Source organism: Hymenobacter chitinivorans DSM 11115 (assembly GCF_002797555.1).
Classification (GTDB): Bacteria; Bacteroidota; Bacteroidia; order Cytophagales; family Hymenobacteraceae; genus Hymenobacter; species Hymenobacter chitinivorans.
Genome location: NZ_PGFA01000003.1, coordinates 264442 through 286340 on the forward strand (window position 1 = coordinate 264442; position 21899 = coordinate 286340).

Consider the following 21899-nt stretch of genomic DNA (forward strand, 5'->3'; position numbering starts at 1 on the left):
AGTCTGTCTAATTCAATTAATCATATTTTTTCGACAAACGAATGTTGCTTCTCGCTGAAAAGCAGCTTTTTTGGCCCCAAACCTGGCGGTATTACGCACTGGTTTACAATGATTTTTTATTGAAAAAATACAATATAAAAAAGGATGTATTATGCTGTTTGAGCTTCCGAACTAGAGACTGAGTTATGGCCGAGGTAGAGCCGAAGAGTCCAAACTCGTGGTTTCGGACTCAGTTCGTGGCTTTCACTCCAGCTACGATATATTAGCCGAGCCGGATTTATAGGCTCCTGCTGGCTAGGCTTTTCATGTAGTAAGCGGGGAGGGGAAAATAAAAAAGCCTCTTCCGAGGAAGAGGCTTTTTTAGGTCAAGCGGCAAGAACGTCTTATTTCTTGCTGAGCGGTTTGCTGATGCTCAGGTTCTGTCCTCGCACCGACACCTGGTACAGGCCCTGGGGCAGGGCTTGCAAGTCGAGCTGGTACTGGGCCCCAGCCTCGTAGGAGCGGGTGCTCAGGATGCGGCCGGCCAAATCTATTACCGTTACCGCGTAGGAGCCAGCGGGCAGAGCCGTCAGGTCGAGCGTGGCGGCGGCGCTAGCCGGGTTGGGGTAGAGGCTTACCGTGGCGTTAGCCGTAGTCGTGAAGCTTACCACCCGCACAGCGCTGTAGCTGGTTGCGCCGTTGGTATCCACTTGCTGCAGGCGGTAGTAGACCGAGCCCGAGTGCTTGCTGCCCACACCCGAATCGGTGAAGGTGTAGCTGCGGGCCTGGCTGGAAGTACCGCTGCCGGCTACTTTGCCGACCTGCGTAAACGTAGCCCCATCGAAGGAACGCTCTACGGCGAAGTAGTCGTTGTTTTTCTCCGAAGCCGTGGCCCAGCTCAGCTGGCCGTCGTTTTGCACGGCTTGAGCCGTGAACTTGGTCAGCTCTACGGGTAGTACACCGCCGAGTACCGCGGCATTACCAGAGTACTCCGAGGTATTGCCTACGACCAGGCCGTTTACCGTAGCCAGGGCCGTAGCCGTAGCCGTAACCCGGGCGTTGGCCGAGGTCAGGGCCGAAATCTGGGCGGCCGTCAGGCTGGAGAACGGAATGCTGAAGGCAAACCGGTTGGCCAGGGTTTCGCTGCCACTATTGACGCCGTTGATGGTGCCGGAGTAGTCGCTATACTTCGTGTCCACATCTTCAGTGCTCAGGCCTTCGGTGCGGGCGCCGAGGAAGGTGCGGCCTTCCCCGAAGCCGGCAGTTGTTACGTCGGCTACGAAGAACTCGACCAGGGCATTGGCGGGAGCATAGCCGGTGATGCGCAAGTTGGTGCCATCCTGGGCGACCTGCGTGATGACCGGGAAGTTAAGCAGGCCGTTGGCGCCCGAAGCGCTGGTTTTGCCGTTGGCGTTCAGCGTCGTACCGTCGCCGGTGGCCGTGGTGCCGTTGGTCAGGTCAATGCCCAGGTCGCCGTTGATGAACATGGAGTTCTGGCTGAAGCGGTTGCCCGAGGTACCATTCAGCGCTACGATGCCGTCGCCGGCTACGCTGTTGCTGATGATGTTCTGGCGGAACAGGTTGTTGTTGCCCGCCTGAATGCTGATACCGGCATTGTTGCTCGTGCCGCCGCCGCCGTTGGCATCAATCGTGTTGCTGCTCACGGTGTTGGTGCTGCTGGTGGCGCCGGTCAGCTCGAGGCCGAAGCCCGCGTTGTTGTAGATGACGTTGGCAGTAATGGTGTTGGTCACCGCGCCGTTGAGGCGGATACCGTCGCCATCGGTGGCGGTGATGCCCGTGGCGGCTACCGTGGCCAGGGCGTCGCGCAGCACGTTGTTGGCTACCGTGACGCCGGTGGCGCCGCTGGTCAGGAATACGCCGGCCGTGGCATTGCTCTTGGCCGTCACGTCGCGCACTACCGAGCCCGTTACGCCGGCCCCACTCAGGGTGATGGCTGCCCCGTCGGCGATGGTGCCGGTCGTGGCCGTGCTAGTGCCCTTCGCGTTATCGAACTCCAGGGAGCTGATGGTGGTGTTGCCGCCGGTTACGAGCAGGCCTTTAAGCGAGTTGAAGTTGACAATCACCTCCGCGCCGGTGGTTACGTTGGCCCCGGTGGTTACGGCCGCCACGTTGTTGCCGGTTGCCAGCGACTGACGGAAACCGTCCAGGGTCGTGTTCGAGGCCGTGATGTCGGGCAGGGCGCTGGTCAGGGAAATCGTGGCCGTGTTGCCCACGAAGCCCCCGTTGATGCCCGAGCGGAAGCCGTTACCGACGGTCGTGCCGTTGCTGATCATGAAGATGCTCGTTTCGCGGCCGGCCGTCAGCGGAGAGGCCGTAACTTTGCTTTCCTGGGCCAGCGTCGCGCCGGTATTGCCCGTGAAGTTGCTGTTGGGCAGAGCGTTGCTGTTCAGAATAAACTGGGCCAAGGAGCCCTGACCAGCCGAGTTGGTGTTGCTGATGACGTCGAAGTTGAAGCCAAAATCCACGTTGGTGGCTGGCGTCAGGGTCTCGGTCGAAATCACGACGGTCGTAATCGACTGGGGCGTTTGGGTGGTCGTGGTCAGGTCGGCCAGCAGCTGGGTGCCGGTGTTCGGACCCGCGTCGGTCTTGAGCGGATCTTCCCCACCCACGCGGTTCACGTCGCCGTTGACGTAGGTTTGTACGGCCAGCACGCCCGAGGCCGTGGCGTTACGCACCGAGGTTACCGAGGCGTTAACCACGCGCACCACGTAGTTGCCGCCCAGTACGTTGGCAAAGCTGTAGCTGCCTTCGGTGCCGCTGGTAGTCGTGGTGGCAATGATTTTATCGGTGGCTTTGTCGTAGAGCTCCACAATGGCGTTGCCACGCTGGATGCTGTTGTCGGCGAAGCCCGACGCTTTGGCCGAGGTGTTGGCATCGATATACGAGCGGCCAGCGCCCCCGCCGTAGTTAACATCGTCGAATACGCGGCCAGCAATGGTGGTGGCATTCTCGACGGAAATGGAGTAGGTAGCAGGCAGCAGGCTTATTTCCCCGCTGTTGTCGTACACGCTATACTGGAAGCTGGCCGTGCCAACGTAGCCGGCTACGGGTGCAAACTTCAGGGTAGCCGCTTCGGCCACGGTGATGATCTGGCCGATTTTGACCAGCACCCCGTTCAGAGTCAAGGAGCCCTGGGTTATCGGGTCGAGGACGGTCTGGAACACGTAGGAGTCGACCACGCCGGGAGCCGTATCGGAGCCCGACAGCGAAGGAATGGTGGTAGCACCGGCCGAGTTGGCAATGCGGGTCGTTACATCGTTGGCTACGGGCAGCACGTTGGTAGCGCAGTTCGAGCCGTCGTTGGCCTGGGTGGCGATGCTCACGTTGTTGATAACCACGTCGTCGAGGTAAGCCAGGCCGTTGGTGGCGCCGTTGGCGGCGGAGGCGAAGGACACTTCTACCCGGTACACGCCCGACTGCGTAACGTTGGCCGTGATGGTGGTGGCCGTCGTGTTAGCAAAAGCCGTAAAGGCGGTCAGAATCGTGCGGTTGTTGTTAGCGTCGAGCAGGGCTACGCGGTAGGCCGAGGTGTTGGTCGTGGCCGATACGCGGGTCAGGAACGAAACCGAACCCGAACCCGTGAAGCGCAGCAGGGGCGTGGCGTAAGTGACGGGCGTAGTGCTGAGCACGGCGTTGCTGACCAGGGAGTTGTTGTCCGACAACGCGTTAGCCGAGGTGTTGAGCGACATACCCGTGTATACCTCGCAGTAGTCGGTCGTCGTGCGGCCTTCGAAGTCCTGGACGTAAGCTGCCGTGCCGGGGTTCACCTGCTGGCTGGCTTCGTTGTTGAATGGGTTGGTGTCGGCCGTCGAGGCCGTGATAATCGACGTGTTGGTAAACGTACCGTTTTTGGTAATCCGGGCCGTGATATTGAGCGTGGCCGAGGCGCCGCTGGCAAAGGTAGTAGCACCCGATACGATGGTCCAGACGCCGGTGGTATTGTCGTAGCTACCCTGGGAAATAGTGGCGCTTACGAAGCTCAGGCCGGCGGGCAGGGCATCTTTCACTTGTACGCCCGTGGCGGCTGCGCCGGTGTTGCCGGCCATAACGGTGAAGGTCACCAAGTCCCCGATTTTGTAAGGGCCAAGCTGCACCTGCTGGCTAACAAACAAATCGGTGGCGCCCAGGGCCGTAGCCACCGGAATGGTATAGGTAGCCGTGTTCGAAGTCAAGGCCAGGTCGTCGGTAGCGGAGTAGTTGAACGTGGCGTTGCCAACAAATGTAGCGGCCGGGTCAAACTGCAGGGTCGCCATTTCGGCGGGCGTCAGGGTGCGGTTGGCCAGGGTCGAGCCGTTAGCGGCGGCCAGGGTTACGGTAGTCCCGTTGCGGGTGTAGGTCAGCACCCCGGCCGTCGTGGCCGGAATGTTGGTCAGCACGTAGCTGGTAATGGTGTTGTCGCCGTCGGGGTCCGTGCCAATCAGGGCCGGAATGGCCGTGGCAGGGTTGGTGTTCGGCATAGTGGGCGCCGTAATGTTCTGCACAACGGGCGCTTGGTTTACCGTCGTCGTTACCTGGGCATTGCTCAACGAGCCGTTGTTGTTGGTCGGCACCTCATCCGAAGAGGTCGAGCCGTTGCGGGCAATACCAGTCACGGTCGTGGTGCCGATGGTGTAGCCGATGTTATACGTCAGGCTGGTGCCGCTGGCCAAGGAGGTCGTCGTGGGCAGGGTCAGCAGGCCGGAGGTCGAGTTGTAGGCCGTGCCGGCGGCGGCGCCGTTAATAGTCACGTTCGTCAGGCCGGCAATCAGCTGCACGGTAGGCGTCACGGTGGCCGCGGCGTAGGGGCCGTTGTTGGCTATTGTGGCCACGTAGGCTACGGTCGTGTTGGGGTTGGCGCGGGCCGGACCGGTCAGGGTCGTTACCACGTCGGGGGTGTACCAGGCAAACGACTCGATGGTCATCAGCTGCTGGGCCGGGTTGGCAATGGTCGTGAGGTTGGCGTAGGTCAGAGTCAGGCTGACAATCGGCTCGGGGAAGGTGATAACCGTGTTGTCGTCGGCCGTCGAGGAGCTGGCGTTGCCGGTCAGCACGTTGTTGCCGGTGTAGGTTACCACCGTGCCCAGGTCAATATCAGTCGCGGCCAGTACTACCGTGGTGCCGTTAGCGCGTTTGCCGATAACCGTTACCTGGTCGGTCCAGGCCGTGCCCGACAAGTCGATGTCGCCCAGGCTCATGGTGAAGCCGCTCACCGGCTTGCTGAAGGCAAACGACACGGAAGCCGTGCGCGAAGCCTGGGGAGAGTTGTTGACGTAGTCGGCCGTCCAGGTCAGGGCGCGGCCGGGCATAGTCGGGTTGTCTTCGATAATCAGGTTGGTTTCCGGGTCGCTGCCGGTGTAGCCGCTCACCGAAACCGTGGTACCGTTTACCGTAATGCTGCGGGAAGTGCTGGTCCAGTCTTCCAGGTTGGGGCGCGAGTAGAACAGCAGGGCTGAACCCATCGGGCTGCCGGCGTTGGAAACCGGAATGGCGTAGTTGGCCGCCGACGCGTCGGAGGCGCCGGTGTTGTCAACGGCCTGGTACTGGATGATGGCCGTGCCGAAATAGGTAGCCACCGGGTCGAAGGTCAGCTGAGCGGCCTGAGCAGCCGTGATGGTGTTGCCGGCCGCAATCTGGGCGCCGGCGGTACCGATGCGCAAAACGCCTACCGTAGTCGTGCTGGGGATGCTGGTAATGATGTAGCTCTGCACGCTGCCGTCGGGGTCGACGCCAAACAGGCCGGGCTCCAGCGTAGTGGCGGCAAAGCCTTTGGCTATTACCACGTTGGTTACTTCCCGGGTCAGGGGCAGCTGGTTCACGCCGGTAGCCGTCGAAACGGGAATGTTGTAGGTGCCAATGGGCGAAGTCAGGTTCTCTTCGTCCGTAGCCTGGTACTGAAACGAGTACGTGGCGGCCGCGGCCGTGGCGGCCGGGTCGTAGGCCAGGCTGGGATACTCAAAAGGCACAAACGTCTGAGTCGTAGACGTAATGGCCACGCTTTCCCCGCTCGACACGTTGTAGGCGTAGAGCTGCCCGCTGGTGGGCAGGGTCGTAATGCGGTAAGATGCCAGGTTGGTATTGCCGTCGGCATCGTTGAAAAGGGTGGCTGTCACGGACGTTACGAGCACCGTCAGGCCGTTACCACGCGGGATGGTAGCGTTGGTGATGGGGTTCGTAATCAGGGTTGGAGCCGTGGCGGCATACGCCGCCGGACCACCGAAACCTGCCATGATCAGCAGCAAGGCTACTAATCGTAAGGTTGTTTTCATAAATTTATGAAGAGTGTGAGGTAACAAGGGAAAAAGACTGGGTGCCTTCAGGGGTAGCATTATTTCCAGTTTTTAGGATTGAGCGAAGCTTACGAAGGCGGGACAAAACCAGATTTAGTTCGGAATAAACACGCACGTATTTTTTCTTGCGCAAACCTAGCTCGCCTCGTACAGGCCAGCTTGGATATTGTCCGGAAGGGAAGTGGCACTGGCTGGAAGGCCCGGATTTCTATCTGAATGATTTCCGCCAAAACCAGCGGAGAAGTTTCGGCAGCCAGCGGTGGCGTTCCACCTGGGCGGCCCAGTACCGTACGGCCGGGCCGGTCAGGACATAAAAAAACGGTTTCACCGTGACGATGAAACCGTTTGTAAAAAAGCCGGAATGTGGGGCCAGATCGAGCCCCAAGCGCTAGTACACCTGCAGGCGGCGGCTGTTGATGACGAGCTGCTGCACCTCGTGGTTGAAGCCCACTTCCTGCACCAGATCTTCCAGGTTCAGGTGCAGGCGGTACTTCCAGAAATGGGTCGGGTTGCTGGGCACGTTGATCTGCTCGTCAAGCGGATTATTGCGGCGCAGGTCGGCATCCATGGCCAATAAGTCCTGGAGCGGAAACACGGCCCACATGGCCGGGGAATGCAGGTGCTGCACCGTTATTTCGCGGGCTACCCAGGGCTCACAATAATACGGCGCGGCTTCGCCCCAGTGGCCCAGGGTGTTTTCGAAGAAGCGCTGGGTCCGGATGGGGTCTTCTTCCCACCAGCCCCGCACCGTGCTCATGTCGTGGGAGCCGGGGCTGACCACCGACAGGTAGGGTGCCGCGTTGGGGTGGCCAAACTCCACTTGCGGGTCGGAGGGCATGCGCTGGATGTTGAGGCCCAGAATACCCAGGGCCTTCATCACGCCCGGCACCGACTCGGGCACCATCCCGAGGTCTTCGCCGCAGATGAGCATGTTGGTGGCGTAGCGCACGGCCGGCAACTTCACCAGGCCCTGGTCGCGCCAGAACTCCTCGTGGCGGCGGTAGAAAAAGTCGTTGTAGAGGTCGTGGAGGCGGTGGCGGGTCGGCTCATCCAGCTCCCGGAAGGAGTAGGTTTTGGGCAGCGTAATGCGCGGGTGGTAGAAGTCGGCCTGCTCGGCGGGCACGAACAGCACCTCGTTCACGAGCTTATACAGACTGGTGCGCAGCCATCCGTAGTGCTCGGCGTTGAGCGGGTCGGCCGCAATTTTCTGGTCGAACAGCGCCTCAATCTGGCGCTGGGTACGCACGTGCTCCTTCAAGCGGAAAATACCTGCGCCAACTTCGTCCAGGAACTCGTTTTTAACGGCTTCGGCCTGCTCCTTGAAGATGTCGGTCAGGATGTGCCAGCGGATGTAGGGCTCACAGAGGCGGCCGTAGTCGAACCAGCCCAGGCGCTGCTCGATTTCGTGGCGGTGCAGGGGCAAAGCGGGGGAGAAGTGGCCCAACAGGCCTTCTACCGAGTGGCCGGGCATTTCCCAGATGCGGAAAAAGCCCAGAATATGGTCGATGCGCAGCGCGTCGAAGTAACGGGCCAGGTGGCTCATGCGCTGCTTCCACCACCGGTAGCCGTCCTGGGCCATCCGCTCCCAGTTGTAGGTCGGGAAGCGCCAGTTCTGGCCCGTGGTCGAGAAGTCGTCCGGCGGGGCGCCGGCCTGCTGGTCCATGTGGTAGAGCTCGGGCTGGGTCCAGGCGTCGGCCGAGTGGCGGTAGATGCCGATGGGCAGGTCGCCCTTCATCACTACGCCGCTCTGGCGGGCATGCTCCACGGCCTCGCGCAGCTGCTTGTCGAGGTGAAACTGGGTAAAGAAGTGCAGGCCGAACTCGTCGAAATCAGCCTGGGTTTCACTGGTCAGCTCATCCAGGTTCTGCGGGGTCTGAAACGCGGCGGGCCACTGCGAGAAGTCGGCGGTGCGGTACCGGTCCCGTAGCGCGGAGAAGGCCGCGTAGGGTACCAGCCAGCTTTTTTGCTCCTCGCGGAAAGCCCGGAACTCGGGGTCGGCCAGGAATCGGGCTTTTTCCTGCTGGTATAAAGTCTTGATAAACTTCCACTTGGCCTTCATCACCGGCTCGTAGTCCACGAAGTCCAGGGCGTTGAACTCGTCGCGCAGCTTATCGAGCTCCAGCCGGTCAGCCGCTTCGCTGAACTCGGCCACGTCGTCCAGGTTCAGATACTGCGGGTGCAGGGCAAACACCGAAATGGCCGCGTAGGGGTACGAATCAACCCAGGTGTGGGTGGCCGTGGTGTCGTTGATAGGCAGGATCTGCACCATTTTCAGCCCGGTACTGGCGGCCCAGTCGATGAGCAGCTTCAGGTCGGGAAACTCGCCCACGCCCAGGCCACGACGGCTGCGCAGGGCAAACACCGGCAGGGCCACGCCGGCTCCGCGCCAGTGGCCGGTGGGGTAGCGGAACCCCTCGTCGGCGCGCACCCGCAGGGTTTTACGGTCGGCGGAGGGCGAAATAACCCGGTCGTCGCCGGTTTCCAGGTGCAGAATCTTCTTTTCCCGCGGGTCCCAGACACCATACTTATACTGCGTGGTCCGCTCGGGGTGCTCCAGAGCCACGTCGGCGGTCCAGGTTGGGTAGTCGGCGTCGGCCAGGATAACGGCCTTGCGGGCGTCCCAGGCACCCAGGGCCGGGTCGGAGCCGAGCACGCAGAGCTGGTGGTCGGAATCCACGCGCGGGGCCACCAGCTGGAAGCGCACCACCGAGTCGGCCAGGCGGGCGGCGGAAGCTGCCTTAGCCGCGGGCCGGGCCGGGCGGCGCATCAGGGCCTGGGTGAAGGCGGCGGTGTGCAGCTCGTTTTCGGGCTGGGCGGCGGCCCGCCAGTAGTCTTCCCGCACAATGCGGCTGAACTGCCGGCCGTCGTAGTCCACCCGGCGGTTGTCGCCCCACTCCCAGTCTTCGTGGCCGGTGCGCTCATCCAGCAGAATGTACTTGTACTCTACCGTGCCGGCCTGGTCGTCGGGCAAGCTGATTTCCTGGCTCCAGAGGCCGGAGGCCGGGCTATAGTGCAGGTTCAGGGCCTGGGCCAGGTTCCAGGAGCCCAGGCTGGGCTCGGAGCCGCACACGACCAGGCGCTGGCCCCAGGTAGTGTAAAAGGGCAGGGTAAAACGAAGAATCATGGGAGGGTGGAAATCGAATTCGAGGCGAAAGATAATAGAGTGCAGGAGTAAGTTTTCACTCCCGCCGGGCAATTGATTAGTTGCGTAGTTAATTGCGTAGTTAGAGGGGTTTCTGTCGGGTTTTAAGATGTTGTTTGTAAATGAGTTAGGTGGGAATTGGGTTTGGGTGATTCGGGACTGGCTTTCTGATATTTTTTTGTATCCGCAAAAGCCTATGTTTTAAGGCGGCCCTTGCGCTGGTCAGCGTGAGCTTCGGATGAGTAAAAGCCAACCTCCAGGCCACTTTCTTCGTTGGGACAGGTGGACACTTTTATACTTTTTGCGCCATTAACTCGCTCCCGACTTACGCTCGCCGCGCCCTTTACGCATTACTGGGACTCGTGGCCTTTGTGCTGCTGCTGGTGATTGTGGCCGTAGTGGCTTTGCAATTTCCCGCGACGCAGGACTTCGTGGCCCGTAAGGCCGAAGGCTACCTGCGCGACAAACTGGGCACGGAAGTGCGCATCGGTAAGTTTCGTACCGACTTCCGCAATGCCATTTCCCTCGACAACGTGTATCTGGAAGACCAGCAGCGCGATACGCTGCTGTCCGTCGGCCATTTGGGCGTGAACCTGGACCTGTGGGCGTTGACCAAGTCCCAGATTAACGTCAAGTCGCTGGAGCTCAACGACGGCACGCTGCACATCAAGCGCACCGAGCCCGACAGCGTGTCGAACTACGACTTTATCGTGGCCGCCTTCACCTCCGGCGACACCGCCACCACGGCTCCGGCCGACTCCACCGGCGGCTTCAAGTACAACATCGGCGACCTGCACCTGTCCAACATCTTCCTGACCTACCAGGACCAGGTCGACGGCAACGACATTCGGACCAAGGTGGGGGATTTGGCCGTGACGATGGACGAGGTGGACGTGGACCAGTCGATTTACCGCATCAACACGGCCGCGCTGAAGAACACCAGCATCGGGATTGTGCAAAGCAAGGTGCCACCGGATACGCCCTCGGAGCCGCTCACGACGACCTTCGGCCTGAACAGCGCCGCGCTGAATAATGTAAGCCTGACCTACCGCAACAACGTGGCGGCCCAGTTTATCAGCACCCGCATCGGCGAAGCCCAGGCCACGGCCGACAACATCGACTTGATTAAGTCGCGCATCGATTTGAACACGCTCACGCTGCGCAATACTTCCCTGGCCTACGCCCAGAACGAGAATGTGCCGGTGGAGCAGCGGGTGGTAAACCCGGCCGAAGCCGTGCGGGACTTGAATGAGTCGGTGGAAAAAGCTACGGGCTCGGCCACCAGCTGGGTTGTGACCCTGAAGAAGTCCGACATCAGCGGGGTGGACGTGGCCTTCGACAACTTCAACCAACCCAAGCAACGGACCCGCGTGCCGGGCATGGACTACAACCACCTCAAGTTCACGGACCTGGTGCTGAACACGGAGAACCTGTTTTACTCCGAAAACCGCACTACCGGCCGCATCGTGAACCTGGCCGGCAAGGAGCAGAGCGGCTTCCAGGTAAACAGCGCCACGGCCGACGTCGTCTTCGACTCGGTGCAGACCCGCCTCGACAACCTGGACCTGATTACGCCCCACACCCGCATCCGCCAGACGCTGGCCATGCGCTACAAGAGCCTCGACGCCCTGGCCGACACCAAGCAGCTGCCCAACCTGGGCATTGAGGGCGACCTGCGCAACGTGCGCCTCGGCTTCCGCGACATCCTCTACCTGGCCCCGGATTTGGCCGGCACGGCTCCTTTTACTACGGGGGCTAATCAGTCGGTGCTGGTGAGCGGGCGGGTGAGTGGGCGCGTGGGCGACATGCGGATTCAGAACCTGGAATTCGTCGGCTTCCGCAACACGGTGGTGAAGGCCAGCGGCCGGATTGTGGGCCTGCCCGAAACCGACCGGCGCCTCTACACCGATTTGAACATTGCCCAGTTCACGACTTCCGACGCCGACATCAAGAGCCTGCTGCCCAAGGGCACGATTCCGGCCGAGTACCGCCTGCCCGGCCGCATGACGGTGGCCGGCACGTTTAAAGGGCGACCCACGGCCCAGGTGTTCGATGCCAACCTGCGGGCTACTACCAGCTTCGGCAATGCCACGGCCAAGGTCGACATGGGCGAAGGGCCCAAGGGTCAGGAGCCCATCAACGCCACCTTCAGCACCCAGGGCCTCGACGTGGGCAAGTTCCTGCGCGACCCGACCATCGGCAAGGTTACGGCCAACGGCCGCCTTACCGCCCGGGGCCTCGACCCGGCCCAGATGCGGGGCAAGCTGGTAGCCAACGTGCAGAGTGCCCGCTACAACGGCTACAACTACCGCGGCATTACGGCCAACGTGGATATTGACCGGCAGCTTTACAAAGTGGATGCCCGCAGCAGCCAGGACCCCAACCTGAACCTGGACCTGCTGGCGACGGTGAACCTGCGCAACGCCAACAACCCGACCTACACTGTCGACCGGCTTAACCTGCGCGGGGCCAACCTGACGGCCCTGGGCTTCTATACCGGCGGCGACCTGCGCATTCAGGGGGATTTGGCGGCCAACATCAGCGGCTCGGACCTCAACTCGCTCAACGGGACCTTCTCGGGCCGGCGCATTGTGATTATAAAGGACAAGCAGCCTTTTGCCTTCGACTCGCTCAGCGGCCGGATTTTGCAGCGCCCGGGCCGTACCGAGGTGGACTTTGCTTCCAACGTACTCGACGCGACGCTGCGCGGCAATACCCGCCTCGGCGACCTGGCCCTGGAGCTGCAGCGCCACATCGACCGGTACTTTGATTTGCCCGGGGTGCGTTACACGCCCTCCTCGGTCTACCGGCAGTTTACCTTCGACGCCAACCTGAAGAACCCGAAAATTGCCACTCAGCTCGTACCGGGCCTCAAGCAGATTTCGCCCTTTAAGCTGACCGGCAGCTACGACAGCCGGGCCGCCAACCTGACCGTGAACAGCCGGATTCCGCTCATCGTCTACGACGCCTACCGCCTGGACTCGCTGCGGCTCAACGTGTCGTCGGACCCGCAGAAGCTGGACTACGCCCTGCGGCTGCGGCAGGCCAGCCAGGATACTTCCCTGCGCCTGCCCAACCCCAGCCTGAGTGGCAGCATTGCCAACAATAAGATTGGCACCAACCTGCGCATCGCCGAGTCCGACAGCGTGCAGCGGCTGAACGTGGCTGGCGTGCTGCAGGTGTTCAACCAGGGTGATGCCTACGCCTTCAGCTTCGGGCCCAACCTGGTGCTGGATAACCAAAAGTGGACCGTGGCGCCCGACAACGAGGTGCGCTACACCACGGCTACCGGCGCCATCTTTGCCCGCAACGTGCGCCTGAGCCAGGGCAACCAGGTGCTGGCTTTGCAAACCCTGCCCGGCGCCCAATACCCGTTGCAGGCCACCATTACCAACTTCGACCTGAACGGTCTGGCCAAAGCCGGCGGCATGCCCGACTCCATGGTGGCCGGCACCCTCAACGGGCAGGCCGTAGCCCTGAGCATCGGCCAGCCCCGGCAGGCCTTTACCGCCGATTTGACCCTGTCCAACTTTGCCTACAACAAGGCCCTGATTGGGGACGTGGTGCTCAAAGCCACCAACCCCACGCCGGACCGCTACAACGTGGACGCCCGCCTGACCAACGCCGCAGGCACCGACGTGCGGGCCGTGGGCTACTACCTGGCCACCCCGCCCAGCCCGATTCAGTTTGCCGTGACCGTCAACCGCCTCGACATCAAAACCGCCGAAGCCTTTTCGGCCGGACAGCTGCGCGAGTCGGTGGGTGGTATTACCGGCAACCTGGCCGTGAGCGGCACGGTGAGTCAGCCCGTTATCCGCGGGGCCATTACTACGACGCCCGACGCGGGCTTTACCGTGAGCCAGCTGGGGGCGCCCTACCGCGTGCCGAGCCAAACGGTGAACTTCAGTGAGCAGGGCCTGACCTTCGACAACTTCACGGTGCTCGACTCGGTGGGCAACAAGGCCGTGGCTTCGGGCACGGTGTTTACCCGCAACTACATCGATGACTACCGCTTCAACCTGAACGTGACGACCGACAAGTTCCTGGCCGTGCAAAGCTCCCAGCGCGACAATGCGCTGTTCTACGGCAAGCTGGTGGTGGATTCCGACACGCGGATTTCGGGCAACATGATGCTGCCCGTCATCCGGACCCGGGCCGTGGTGGCTGAGGGATCCGACCTAAAAGTGGCCGTGCCCAACGACGAAGCCGGGCAGGTATCGAGTGAGGGCATCGTGCAGTTCGTGGATTTCAGTGCGCCCATCGACACGGCCCTGGCCCGGCAGATAGCCCAGGACACGGTGAAAACCGCCGCCGGCTACGACATTACGGCCACCGTGACGGTGAACGACAACACGCCCTTCACCATCATCATCGACCAGGCCTCGGGCGACAACCTGCAGGTGCGGGCCGCCGGCACCCTGCGTACCGCCATTGACCCCAGCGGCACCATCACCCTCAATGGCCGCCTCGACGTGACCGAGGGCAAGTACGCCATGTCGCTCTACGACTTGGCTTCCCGCGAATTCGACATTGCTCCGGGCAGCACCATTTCCTGGACCGGCGACCCCTATAATGCCCAGCTCAACGTGGCGGCCATCTACAACGTGAAGGCCCCACCGGCCGAGCTGCTCTCGGCTCAGGGCTTGGCCGACGAAACCCTGAATGCGGTAGGCCGCAACCAGCTGCCTTTCCAGGTGTACCTCAACGTAACCGGGGAGCTGCTCAAGCCCATCATCGGCTTCGATATCAAGCTACCGGAAAGTGCCCGCAGTGAGTTGCGCGGCCCCATCGAGGCCCGCCTGGCCCAGCTGCGCCAACCCAGCGAAACCACCGAGCTCAACAAGCAGGTATTTTCCTTGCTCGTGCTGAACCGCTTCCTGGCCCAGGACCCCTTCAAGTCGAGCAGCGGCAGCCTGGTAGCCAACCAGCTGCGGGGCTCGGCCAGCCAGGTACTCACCCAGCAGCTCAACAACCTGACCGGCAGCTACCTGTCGAATCTGGGCGTGGAGCTGGGCGTGAACTCCTACGCCGACTACTCCTCGGGGGCCGAGAAAACCCGCACCGACCTGAACGTGGCCGTGCGCCGGCAGCTGCTCAACAACCGGCTCACGGTGCGCCTCGGTACCGACGTGCCCCTGGGCGGCGGCAACCAGGCCTCGACCGGCCAGAACCAGGCCGGCGTCAGCAGCTTTGCCGGCGACGTGAGCGTGGAATACAACGTGCTGGCCAACGGCCGGATTCGCCTGCGGGCCTTCCGCAACAATGCCTACGGCGACATCGACGGGCAATTCGTGCGCACCGGCGCCTCGCTCATCTTCCAGCGCGACTACCGCGACCTGGCCGACCTGTTTAAGGGCATCGACGAGGTGGTGAAGGAAGAAGTGAAGCAGGAGCGGCGGCAGCAGCGCCGGGAGCGGAAAGCCGACCCCGACTCGACCCAGGCCCCTGTGGCCACCACCCGCCGCGACTCCACGAGGGTGCCCAAAGCCACCACCCGCCGCTAAGTTTTCCATCAAAGCAGTCCAAGCCGTTTCACCTAGTTTCGTTCCGTGTCAGTAGCTCGTCGCCTTTCCGTTGTTTCTGTTCCCTGTTTGCGCGTGCTGGCCGTGGCCGGCCTGCTGCTGGCCAGCGGCTGCTCGGGCACGAAATTCCTACCCGAAGGCGCCAAGCTCTACACCGGCAGCACGGTCAAAATCAAGTCGGAGGCCAAGGTGCCCAATGAGGCGGCCCTGCAAACCGAGCTGGAAAGCGTTATTGCCCCCAAGCCCAACGCCTCCATCCTGGGGCTGCGGCCCAAGCTCTACTTCTGGCACATGGGTGAGGGCAAAACCAAGGGCCTGGGTCACTGGCTGGCCAATAAGTACGGCGAAAAGCCCGTGCTGCTGAGCGAAGTCGACACCAACCGGGTGAAAAGCCTGATGGTCAACCGGCTCAATAACAACGGCTACTTCAAGCCCAGCGTAGGCAGCAAAGTGCAGGTCAAGGACCGCACCGCCAGCGTGGACTACACCGCCACGGTGGGCAAGCCCTACACCATCAAGGAAATTCATTTCCCCGAGCGCGACACGCTGATTGACCGGGCCATCCGGGCCACCGAGTCGGCCTCCCTGCTGAAGGTGGGTGACCCCTACAACCTGCAAACCTTCATCAACGAGCGGGCCCGCATCGACGGGGTGCTCAAAAACCAGGGCTACTACTATTTTACCCCCGACTACCTCCTGTTTCAGGTCGACAGTACCATCGGCAACCAGGTGAATGTGTTCCTGAAGGTGAAGGCCAGCACCCCGCCCCGGGCGGCCAAGCCCTACATCCTCAACAACATCACTCTCAATACTAGCTACAACCTCTCGGATACCACCCAGAGCGACCGGCCCATCATGTACCAGGGCTACCGCTACGTGCCCGACGAGAAGGTGTTCAAGGCCAAGGCCATTACCAACGCCGTATTCCTGTACCCCGACAGCCTCTACCGCCGCCGCCGCTCCGACCAGACGCTGAGCCGCCTGATGAGCCTGGGCACGTTCAAGTTCGTGGATATGCGCTTCCGGCCCGCCCGGGCCAAGGCCGACTCGGCCGGCTACGGCTTCCTGAACTCCTTCGTGCGCATGACCCAGGTGCCCAAGCAGTCGTTGCGGGCCGAGGTGCTGCTGGTCAGCAAATCGAACGGCTTTACCGGGCCGGGCTTCCAGGTGCAGTACCGCAACCGCTCGGCCCTGCGCGGCGCCGAGCAGCTGCTGGTCAACCTCACGGGCACCTTCGAAAACCAGACCCAGGCCGAAACCAACACCATCGGCATTACTTCCTACGAGCTCGGCATTGATGCCCAGCTGCTGGTGCCCCGCCTGATTACGCCGCCCTTCAACATCCGGCTGGTCAATTCCGACTTTCAGCCCCGCACCAGCTTCGGAGCCGGCTACCGCTACGTGCAGCGAGTGGGTGCCTTTCAGGAAGACGTATTCAACCTGAACTACGGCTACACCTGGAAAACCAAGCTGACCAATGAGCAGGAGCTACGGCCCGTCGACGTGCAGTACATCCGGTTGGGCTCGGTGTCCGAGCAGTTTCAAAAGCTGCTCGATTCAAACTCCTTTCTCGAAAACAGCTTCCGTCAGCAGTTTATTCTGGGCAGCAGCTACCGCTATACTTACAATCAGCAGGCCCTGGAGCAGCGCCGCAATCAGGTGTACTTCAGCGGCGGGCTGGAAGTGTCGGGCAACCTGGCTTACCTGCTCAGCAACCTGACGGGCCAAACCAAAACCGTTAACCCCAAAGACCAGACCAAGGCGTACACCCTGGCCGGCCAGGAATTTTCGCAGTACACCAAGGTGGACCTGGAGTTTCGCAACTACTTCCGCACTACTGCCAACCCGACCAGCGGCAACAAAATAGCTACCCGCGTGCTGATTGGGGCGGGCATTCCGTACCTGAACTCCACCGTAATGCCCTATCTGAAGCAGTACGGCATCGGGGGGCCCAACAGCGTGCGGGCCTTCCGGGCCCGGGGCGTCGGGCCGGGCACCTACCGGCCCGCCACGGCCGAGAAAAGCAACACTTCCTTCTACGACCAGGTGGGCGACATCCGCCTGGAGGCCAATGCCGAATACCGCCAGGATTTGTTTCCCTACGTGAAAGGCGCCCTGTTCGTGGATGCGGGCAACATCTGGCTCGTCAACGAGGACCCGACCCGGCTGGGCGGCAAGTTTAACCCCGGGACCTTCCTCAACGAGCTGGCCGTGGGCGCCGGCGCCGGTATCCGCATCGACGTGCAGTTCTTCGTCATCCGCTTCGACGTGGCCATGCCCGTGCGCCTGCCCAGCGGCGAAAAGCCCGGCACCACGCCCACCTACAACATTGCCATCGGCTACCCGTTTTGAGTTGTTAGTTGTTAGTTGTTAGTTGTTAGCCCCAGCATGGCGGCAGGGCGGTAAAGCAACAGGCTCAAAACAGAGCCAAGCCCCAGTGGGGCGGCACCTTCGTTCAACGTCTGGTGTCGCCCCGCTGGGGCTTCGTTCATCTATTTCACGCTGGCTACCGATATGTCGCCCCGCTGGGGCTCTGCGGGCGGTGGCCCTGGGGCAATTACGCCCGGTGCTGGGCGGCCATCCGCTGATGATAGGCCAGCAGGTCTTCGGGGGCCGAGCCGGCCAGTACCTGCTGGGGCTGCAACTGCCCGCCACTCTGCCGAAATGCCGCGTAGGCCGCCGCATCCACGAAGGCGGGCAGGCGGTGCTCCGGCAGCCAGTCGGTAATCAGGGTGGCAAAATCCAGCCCCTCGTGCTTGGTGTAGGTGCCCGCGGCGGGGTCGAGCAGGCCGATGGGGGCGTCGGTACCTTCCTCGGTGGTGCGCTCGGCTACCAGCAGGGCTCCGTAGGCGTTGCGGCCAATGACGACCCGCTCCACGCCTGGCTCCAGCAGGCCGGTCCACAGCTCCAGAAGGGGGTTCAGCTGGGGCAGCTCGGCGCCGAAGAGGTAGAGAAACCGGTCCTGGTACCAGCCCGCGCCTACTTCGTCGTACATCATGCGCCACAGGCTCTTGTCAAACTTATCGGCGAAGAAGTCGCCGGGCGGCACGGCAGGCTCGGGGCGGCCGAAGTGGTGGGTGAAGAGGGAGATTTCCGAATCGGAGGACATAGCGGCAGGAAGTAGCGGAAACAAGATTACGAAGAGAAGGGCAATTGGGTGAAATAACGACTGCCATTGCGAGGAGGCAGACCGAAGCACCCTCTGGACAGCGCAGCTAATTCCGGTTCCTGCGAAGGTAGCCACGCCCTTCCCCCGGAAAGCCCTTCTTGCGGTTGTAGCTGGCTTTCGCCCAAGCCCCGCCACCTGGTTCCACCCTTTCTGGCCGCGCACTACCTCGTCCGCGGGCAAACTGGTCAAATTCAAAATGTGCTCTGGCGCTTTCAAAAGGGCGATAAATGCACGCGCTGACGTGTCGGACGCTCGCGCTGACGTGTCGGAGGCTCGCGCTGTTGTGTTGAAGGCTCGCGCTATGGTGTGGAAGACAAACGGCAAGGCATCGGAGGCTCGCGCTACCGTGTAGAAGGGGCAGGGTGGGGCGTAGAAGGCTCGGGCCAGAGCTGCGGAGGTGAGCGTGGAAGCCGTGGGGCCCTAAAAGGAAAAGCCCTTAACCGTTGGCAACGATTAAGGGCTTTCTGGTAAAAGGTCATGTGTTACTTCGCAGAAGACGGATTGCTTCGTCTCTGCTTCATGCGCAGAATGCTCGCAATAACACATGCGTGCCGCCTGGCAAGTACCGAGCAGGTATTACGCCTCCTGGGTGGCGGCTACGCGGGCTTCGAGGTATTCTTTGGTGCTGTCGAGGGCCAGGGTGGGCACCACGGTTACTACCACGTACTTGGAAGTGGGCGTGTTGCTGACTTTGGCTACCGAGCCCACCGGCACCAGGGGGTTGGCTTCGGGGAAGTAGGCGGCCACGTTGCCTTTGGGAATATCGTAGGGCACGGCCACGAACTTCTCCACGGTGCGCTTTTCGCCCTTGAAGTGGCTGGTAATGTCAATCAGGTCCTTGGCCTTGATGCCGCGGGTGGCCATGTCCTGCACGTTCATAAACAGCACCCGCCGCTCGCCGTACACGCCCCGGTACCGGTCGTTGTACTCGTAAATGGTGGTGTTGAACTGGTCGTGGCTGCGGATGGTCATCAGTACCAGCTGGTCGGGCTCCAGGGGGTACTTCTCGAAGTCGGTGGTCGAGAAGTTGGCCTTGCCGTTCTTGGTGGTGAATTTCCGTTCGCGCGGGCCGTTGGGCAGATAGAACCCCCCGGGGCGGCGCAGCTTCTCGTTGAAGTTCTCGAAGCCGGGAATCACGCGGCTGATATGGTCCCGGATGACGTCGTAGTTCTCGGTCATGGCCACCCAGTCGGCAATGTCGATTTTGGTGCCCAGCGTGGCAATGGCCACGCCGCAGAGGATGGCCACCTCGCTCATCATCTGGCCTTCCAGGGGCACGAGCACGCCCTTGTTCTGACTCACGACGCCCATCGAATTTTCGCAGCTCGTCATCTGGTGGCCCGACTTCTGCATGTCCACGTCGAGGTGGGTGAAGCAGGGCAGCAGCAGGCTGGTTTCGCCGGTCGTGAGGTGGCCGCGGTTGAGCTTGGTGCCCACGAATACCGTGAGCTTCTGCTGGCGCATGCCCTCGGCAATGACTTCGGTGTCGGGGCCGGCGGAAAGTAGGTTGCCGCCGAGGCTGAAGAAGACCTTGGTTTTGCCCTTGTACATGGCCTTGATGGCCTCCACCGTGTCGTAGCCGTGCTCGTAGGGCGGCTGGAAGTTGAACTCCTGGCCCAGCTTGTCCTGGAACTCCTTGGTGGGCTGCTCCCAGACGCCCATCGTCCGGTCGCCCTGCACGTTGGAGTGGCCCCGCACCGGGCAGGTACCGGCCCCGGCCTTGCCGATGGCGCCCTTGAGCAGGTGCAGGTTCACGATTTCCTGGATGGTTTGCACGCCCTGGCGCTGCTGGGTAACGCCCATCGCCCAGCAGGTAATAATCTTCTGCTTGGTGGCAATAATGTTAGCCGCTTCCAGCAGCTGGGCCCGGGAAATGCCGCTTACTTCCTCGATATCCTCCCAAGTGGTGTTGCGGATGTTCTGCTCAAACGAGTCGAAGCCGGTGGTGTACTTGTCGATAAAGGGCCGGTCCACGACCTGGCCGGGGTTGCGGTCCTCGGCCTCGAAGAGGTGCTTCATGATGCCGCGCAGCACGCCCATGTCGCCGTCCACGCGCACTTGCAGGAACAGGTCGGTAATCTGGGTCCCGTCGCCGAGCAAGGCGCCCAGGGCCTTCAGGGGGTTCATGAAGTCCTGGGGGTTCTTGAAGTGGTTAAGCCCGGCCTCCCGCAGGGGATTAATGCTGATAATCTTGGCTCCGTTGCGCTTGGCCTTTTGCAGGGCCGTGAGCATGCGCGGGTGGTTGGTGCCCGGGTTCTGGCCAATAATGAGAATGACTTCGGCCTCGTGAATATCGTTGAGCGTGACCGAGCCTTTGCCCAGCCCCAGCGTGGGGCTCAATGCCGCCCCGCTGCTTTCGTGGCACATGTTGGAGCAGTCGGGTAGGTTGTTGGTGCCGAGCAGCTTGGCAAAGAGCTGAAACAGAAACGCCGGCTCATTCGGCACCTTACCCGAGGTGTAGAACACGGCCTCGTTCGGCGAAGCTAGGGAGTTGAGGTTATCGGCAATAAGCTGGAAAGCGGCGGGCCACTCGATGGGGGAGTAGTGGTTGTCGCCGGGGCGCTTCACCAGCGGGTGGGTCAGGCGGCCGGCGTTGTTCTGGTCCCGGTCCGTCATCTTCGAGAGTTCGGCCAGGCTGTACTTGGCAAAGAACTCGGGGCCGGCGGCTTTATCGTCGGCGTCGGAAGCGGTGGCCTTGGCGCCGTTTTCGCAGAACTCGGCCACCGAGCGGTGGTGGTCGGGGTCGGGCCAGGCGCAGGAGGAGCAGTCGAAGCCGTCGAGCTGGTTCATGTGCAGCAGGCCCTTGGTGCCGCGGGCCATGCCGCCCTCGGTCCAGCTAAACTGCATGGACTTGACCACGGCCGTTACCCCGGCCGCGACCTTGGCCTGCTCTTCGAGGTGGAGGCCGGTCAGGGCATCCGGCGGCTGGGCCAGGATGGGCTGCTTGTACTTGGCATTGGCTACGTCGGGGGCGGGTATCACGCTTTCGTCTCGTTGGGCTTGGGGGTCGGGGCGGTAGTGGTCGGGGGCGGGAGCTGCGCCCTGGCTGGGCCGTTCCCCGCTTTTGGGGGCATTGGCCTTAGCGCCTTGCTCTTCGGTTTTGCCAGCCTGGCCGGGGTCTTCAGCGGGGGACTTTTCCATGGTATACTCAACAGCTAAAAGGGGAAAAGGATAGGCCATGCGGGGTATTTTTCCAGCGGCCAGCTCCGGGCTGCTCATCCCCAGCCACCCGCGAATACGCCGGGCAGTTAGTGCCGATAAGGTTACGCGGCGGGCTGAACAGTACTAGTAGGCAGACGCAGAAGCTCCGGCCCAGGTTGCCGAAACCAGGCAGTTCAGCTGTTTCTGCTCCTATATAGCCGCCGGTGGCTACAGTTGCTCCAGCCGAAAGCCGCCCGCCGCCTGCACCACCCGATACCGGCGGTTGGCGCACTTCACGTAGCGGATCTGCGCGGTCAGCGGCACGGTAGACTCCGCCGCCGAGTACTCGCGGCGGAACAGAGGAACCCAGGTTTTGTAGGCCACCAGGAGCGTGTCGCCAGCTTGCTGCTGGTGAATAATTTTGGTTTGCTGCGCTGAGTTCAGGGAGGAAATAACTACCCTCCCATCTTCCTGCAGCAGCATTATGGAGCGGTCTTCCGTGGTGGGTAGAACTTTTCTGGCCGGTAGGCAACCCGATAACAGCAACGCCAGCAAGGGCAAGTATTTTTTCATGCGCAGAAAAAGCAAAGGCGGAACGGACCGGTAAAAAGCCGCCCTAAGGATACGCAAAAAGCCCGGCCGTAGAAACGACCGGGCTC

General features: G+C 61.9%; 7 protein-coding genes. 2 read left to right on the forward strand and 5 right to left on the reverse strand.

Annotated features, from left to right (window positions below; genetic code table 11):
* Positions 1–383: 383 nt before the first annotated feature.
* On the reverse strand, positions 384–6245 hold the full coding sequence (locus tag CLV45_RS18120) for a T9SS type A sorting domain-containing protein (protein WP_170061890.1): 5862 nt from the start codon (positions 6243–6245) through the stop codon (positions 384–386).
* A gap of 409 nt (positions 6246–6654) precedes the next feature.
* The gene (locus tag CLV45_RS18125; RefSeq protein WP_100337887.1) at positions 6655–9390 is read right to left on the reverse strand and encodes a 4-alpha-glucanotransferase; all 2736 of its coding nucleotides are present in this window, start codon (positions 9388–9390) and stop codon (positions 6655–6657) included.
* Positions 9391–9770: 380 nt separating this feature from the next.
* Between CLV45_RS18125 and CLV45_RS18130 the strand changes: the two genes are divergently transcribed.
* Entirely contained in the window at positions 9771–14912 is a 5142-nt protein-coding gene (locus tag CLV45_RS18130) for a translocation/assembly module TamB domain-containing protein (protein ID WP_100337888.1), read from the forward strand.
* Positions 14913–15005: 93 nt separating this feature from the next.
* Positions 15006–17282 (forward strand): translocation and assembly module lipoprotein TamL, encoded by a 2277-nt coding sequence (gene tamL / locus CLV45_RS18135; protein ID WP_245882924.1) that lies wholly within the window; start codon positions 15006–15008, stop codon positions 17280–17282.
* A gap of 205 nt (positions 17283–17487) precedes the next feature.
* Here tamL and CLV45_RS18140 read toward each other — a convergent pair whose 3' ends face one another.
* The 3 genes from CLV45_RS18140 to CLV45_RS18150 all read right to left on the reverse strand — a co-directional run bounded on the left by CLV45_RS18140 (position 17488) and on the right by CLV45_RS18150 (position 21813).
* Positions 17488–18039: a hypothetical protein gene (locus CLV45_RS18140; protein ID WP_100337890.1), complete on the reverse strand. Its 552-nt coding sequence runs from the start codon at positions 18037–18039 to the stop codon at positions 17488–17490.
* A 636-nt stretch (positions 18040–18675) separates the two neighbouring features.
* The gene (locus CLV45_RS18145; RefSeq protein ID WP_100337891.1) at positions 18676–21240 is read right to left on the reverse strand and encodes an FdhF/YdeP family oxidoreductase; all 2565 of its coding nucleotides are present in this window, start codon (positions 21238–21240) and stop codon (positions 18676–18678) included.
* A gap of 228 nt (positions 21241–21468) precedes the next feature.
* Positions 21469–21813, reverse strand: a complete 345-nt coding sequence (locus tag CLV45_RS18150) for a hypothetical protein (RefSeq protein ID WP_157807632.1) — start codon at positions 21811–21813, stop codon at positions 21469–21471.
* Positions 21814–21899: the final 86 nt, after the last annotated feature.

Coding starts and splice junctions, on each gene's coding strand:
- CLV45_RS18140 (WP_100337890.1), bottom strand. CDS start 18,039: ATGTCCTCCGATTCGGAAATCTCCCTCTTCACCCACCACTTCGGCCGC.
- CLV45_RS18150 (WP_157807632.1), bottom strand. CDS start 21,813: ATGAAAAAATACTTGCCCTTGCTGGCGTTGCTGTTATCGGGTTGCCTA.
- CLV45_RS18145 (WP_100337891.1), bottom strand. CDS start 21,240: ATGGAAAAGTCCCCCGCTGAAGACCCCGGCCAGGCTGGCAAAACCGAA.
- CLV45_RS18125 (WP_100337887.1), bottom strand. CDS start 9,390: ATGATTCTTCGTTTTACCCTGCCCTTTTACACTACCTGGGGCCAGCGC.
- CLV45_RS18120 (WP_170061890.1), bottom strand. CDS start 6,245: ATGAAAACAACCTTACGATTAGTAGCCTTGCTGCTGATCATGGCAGGT.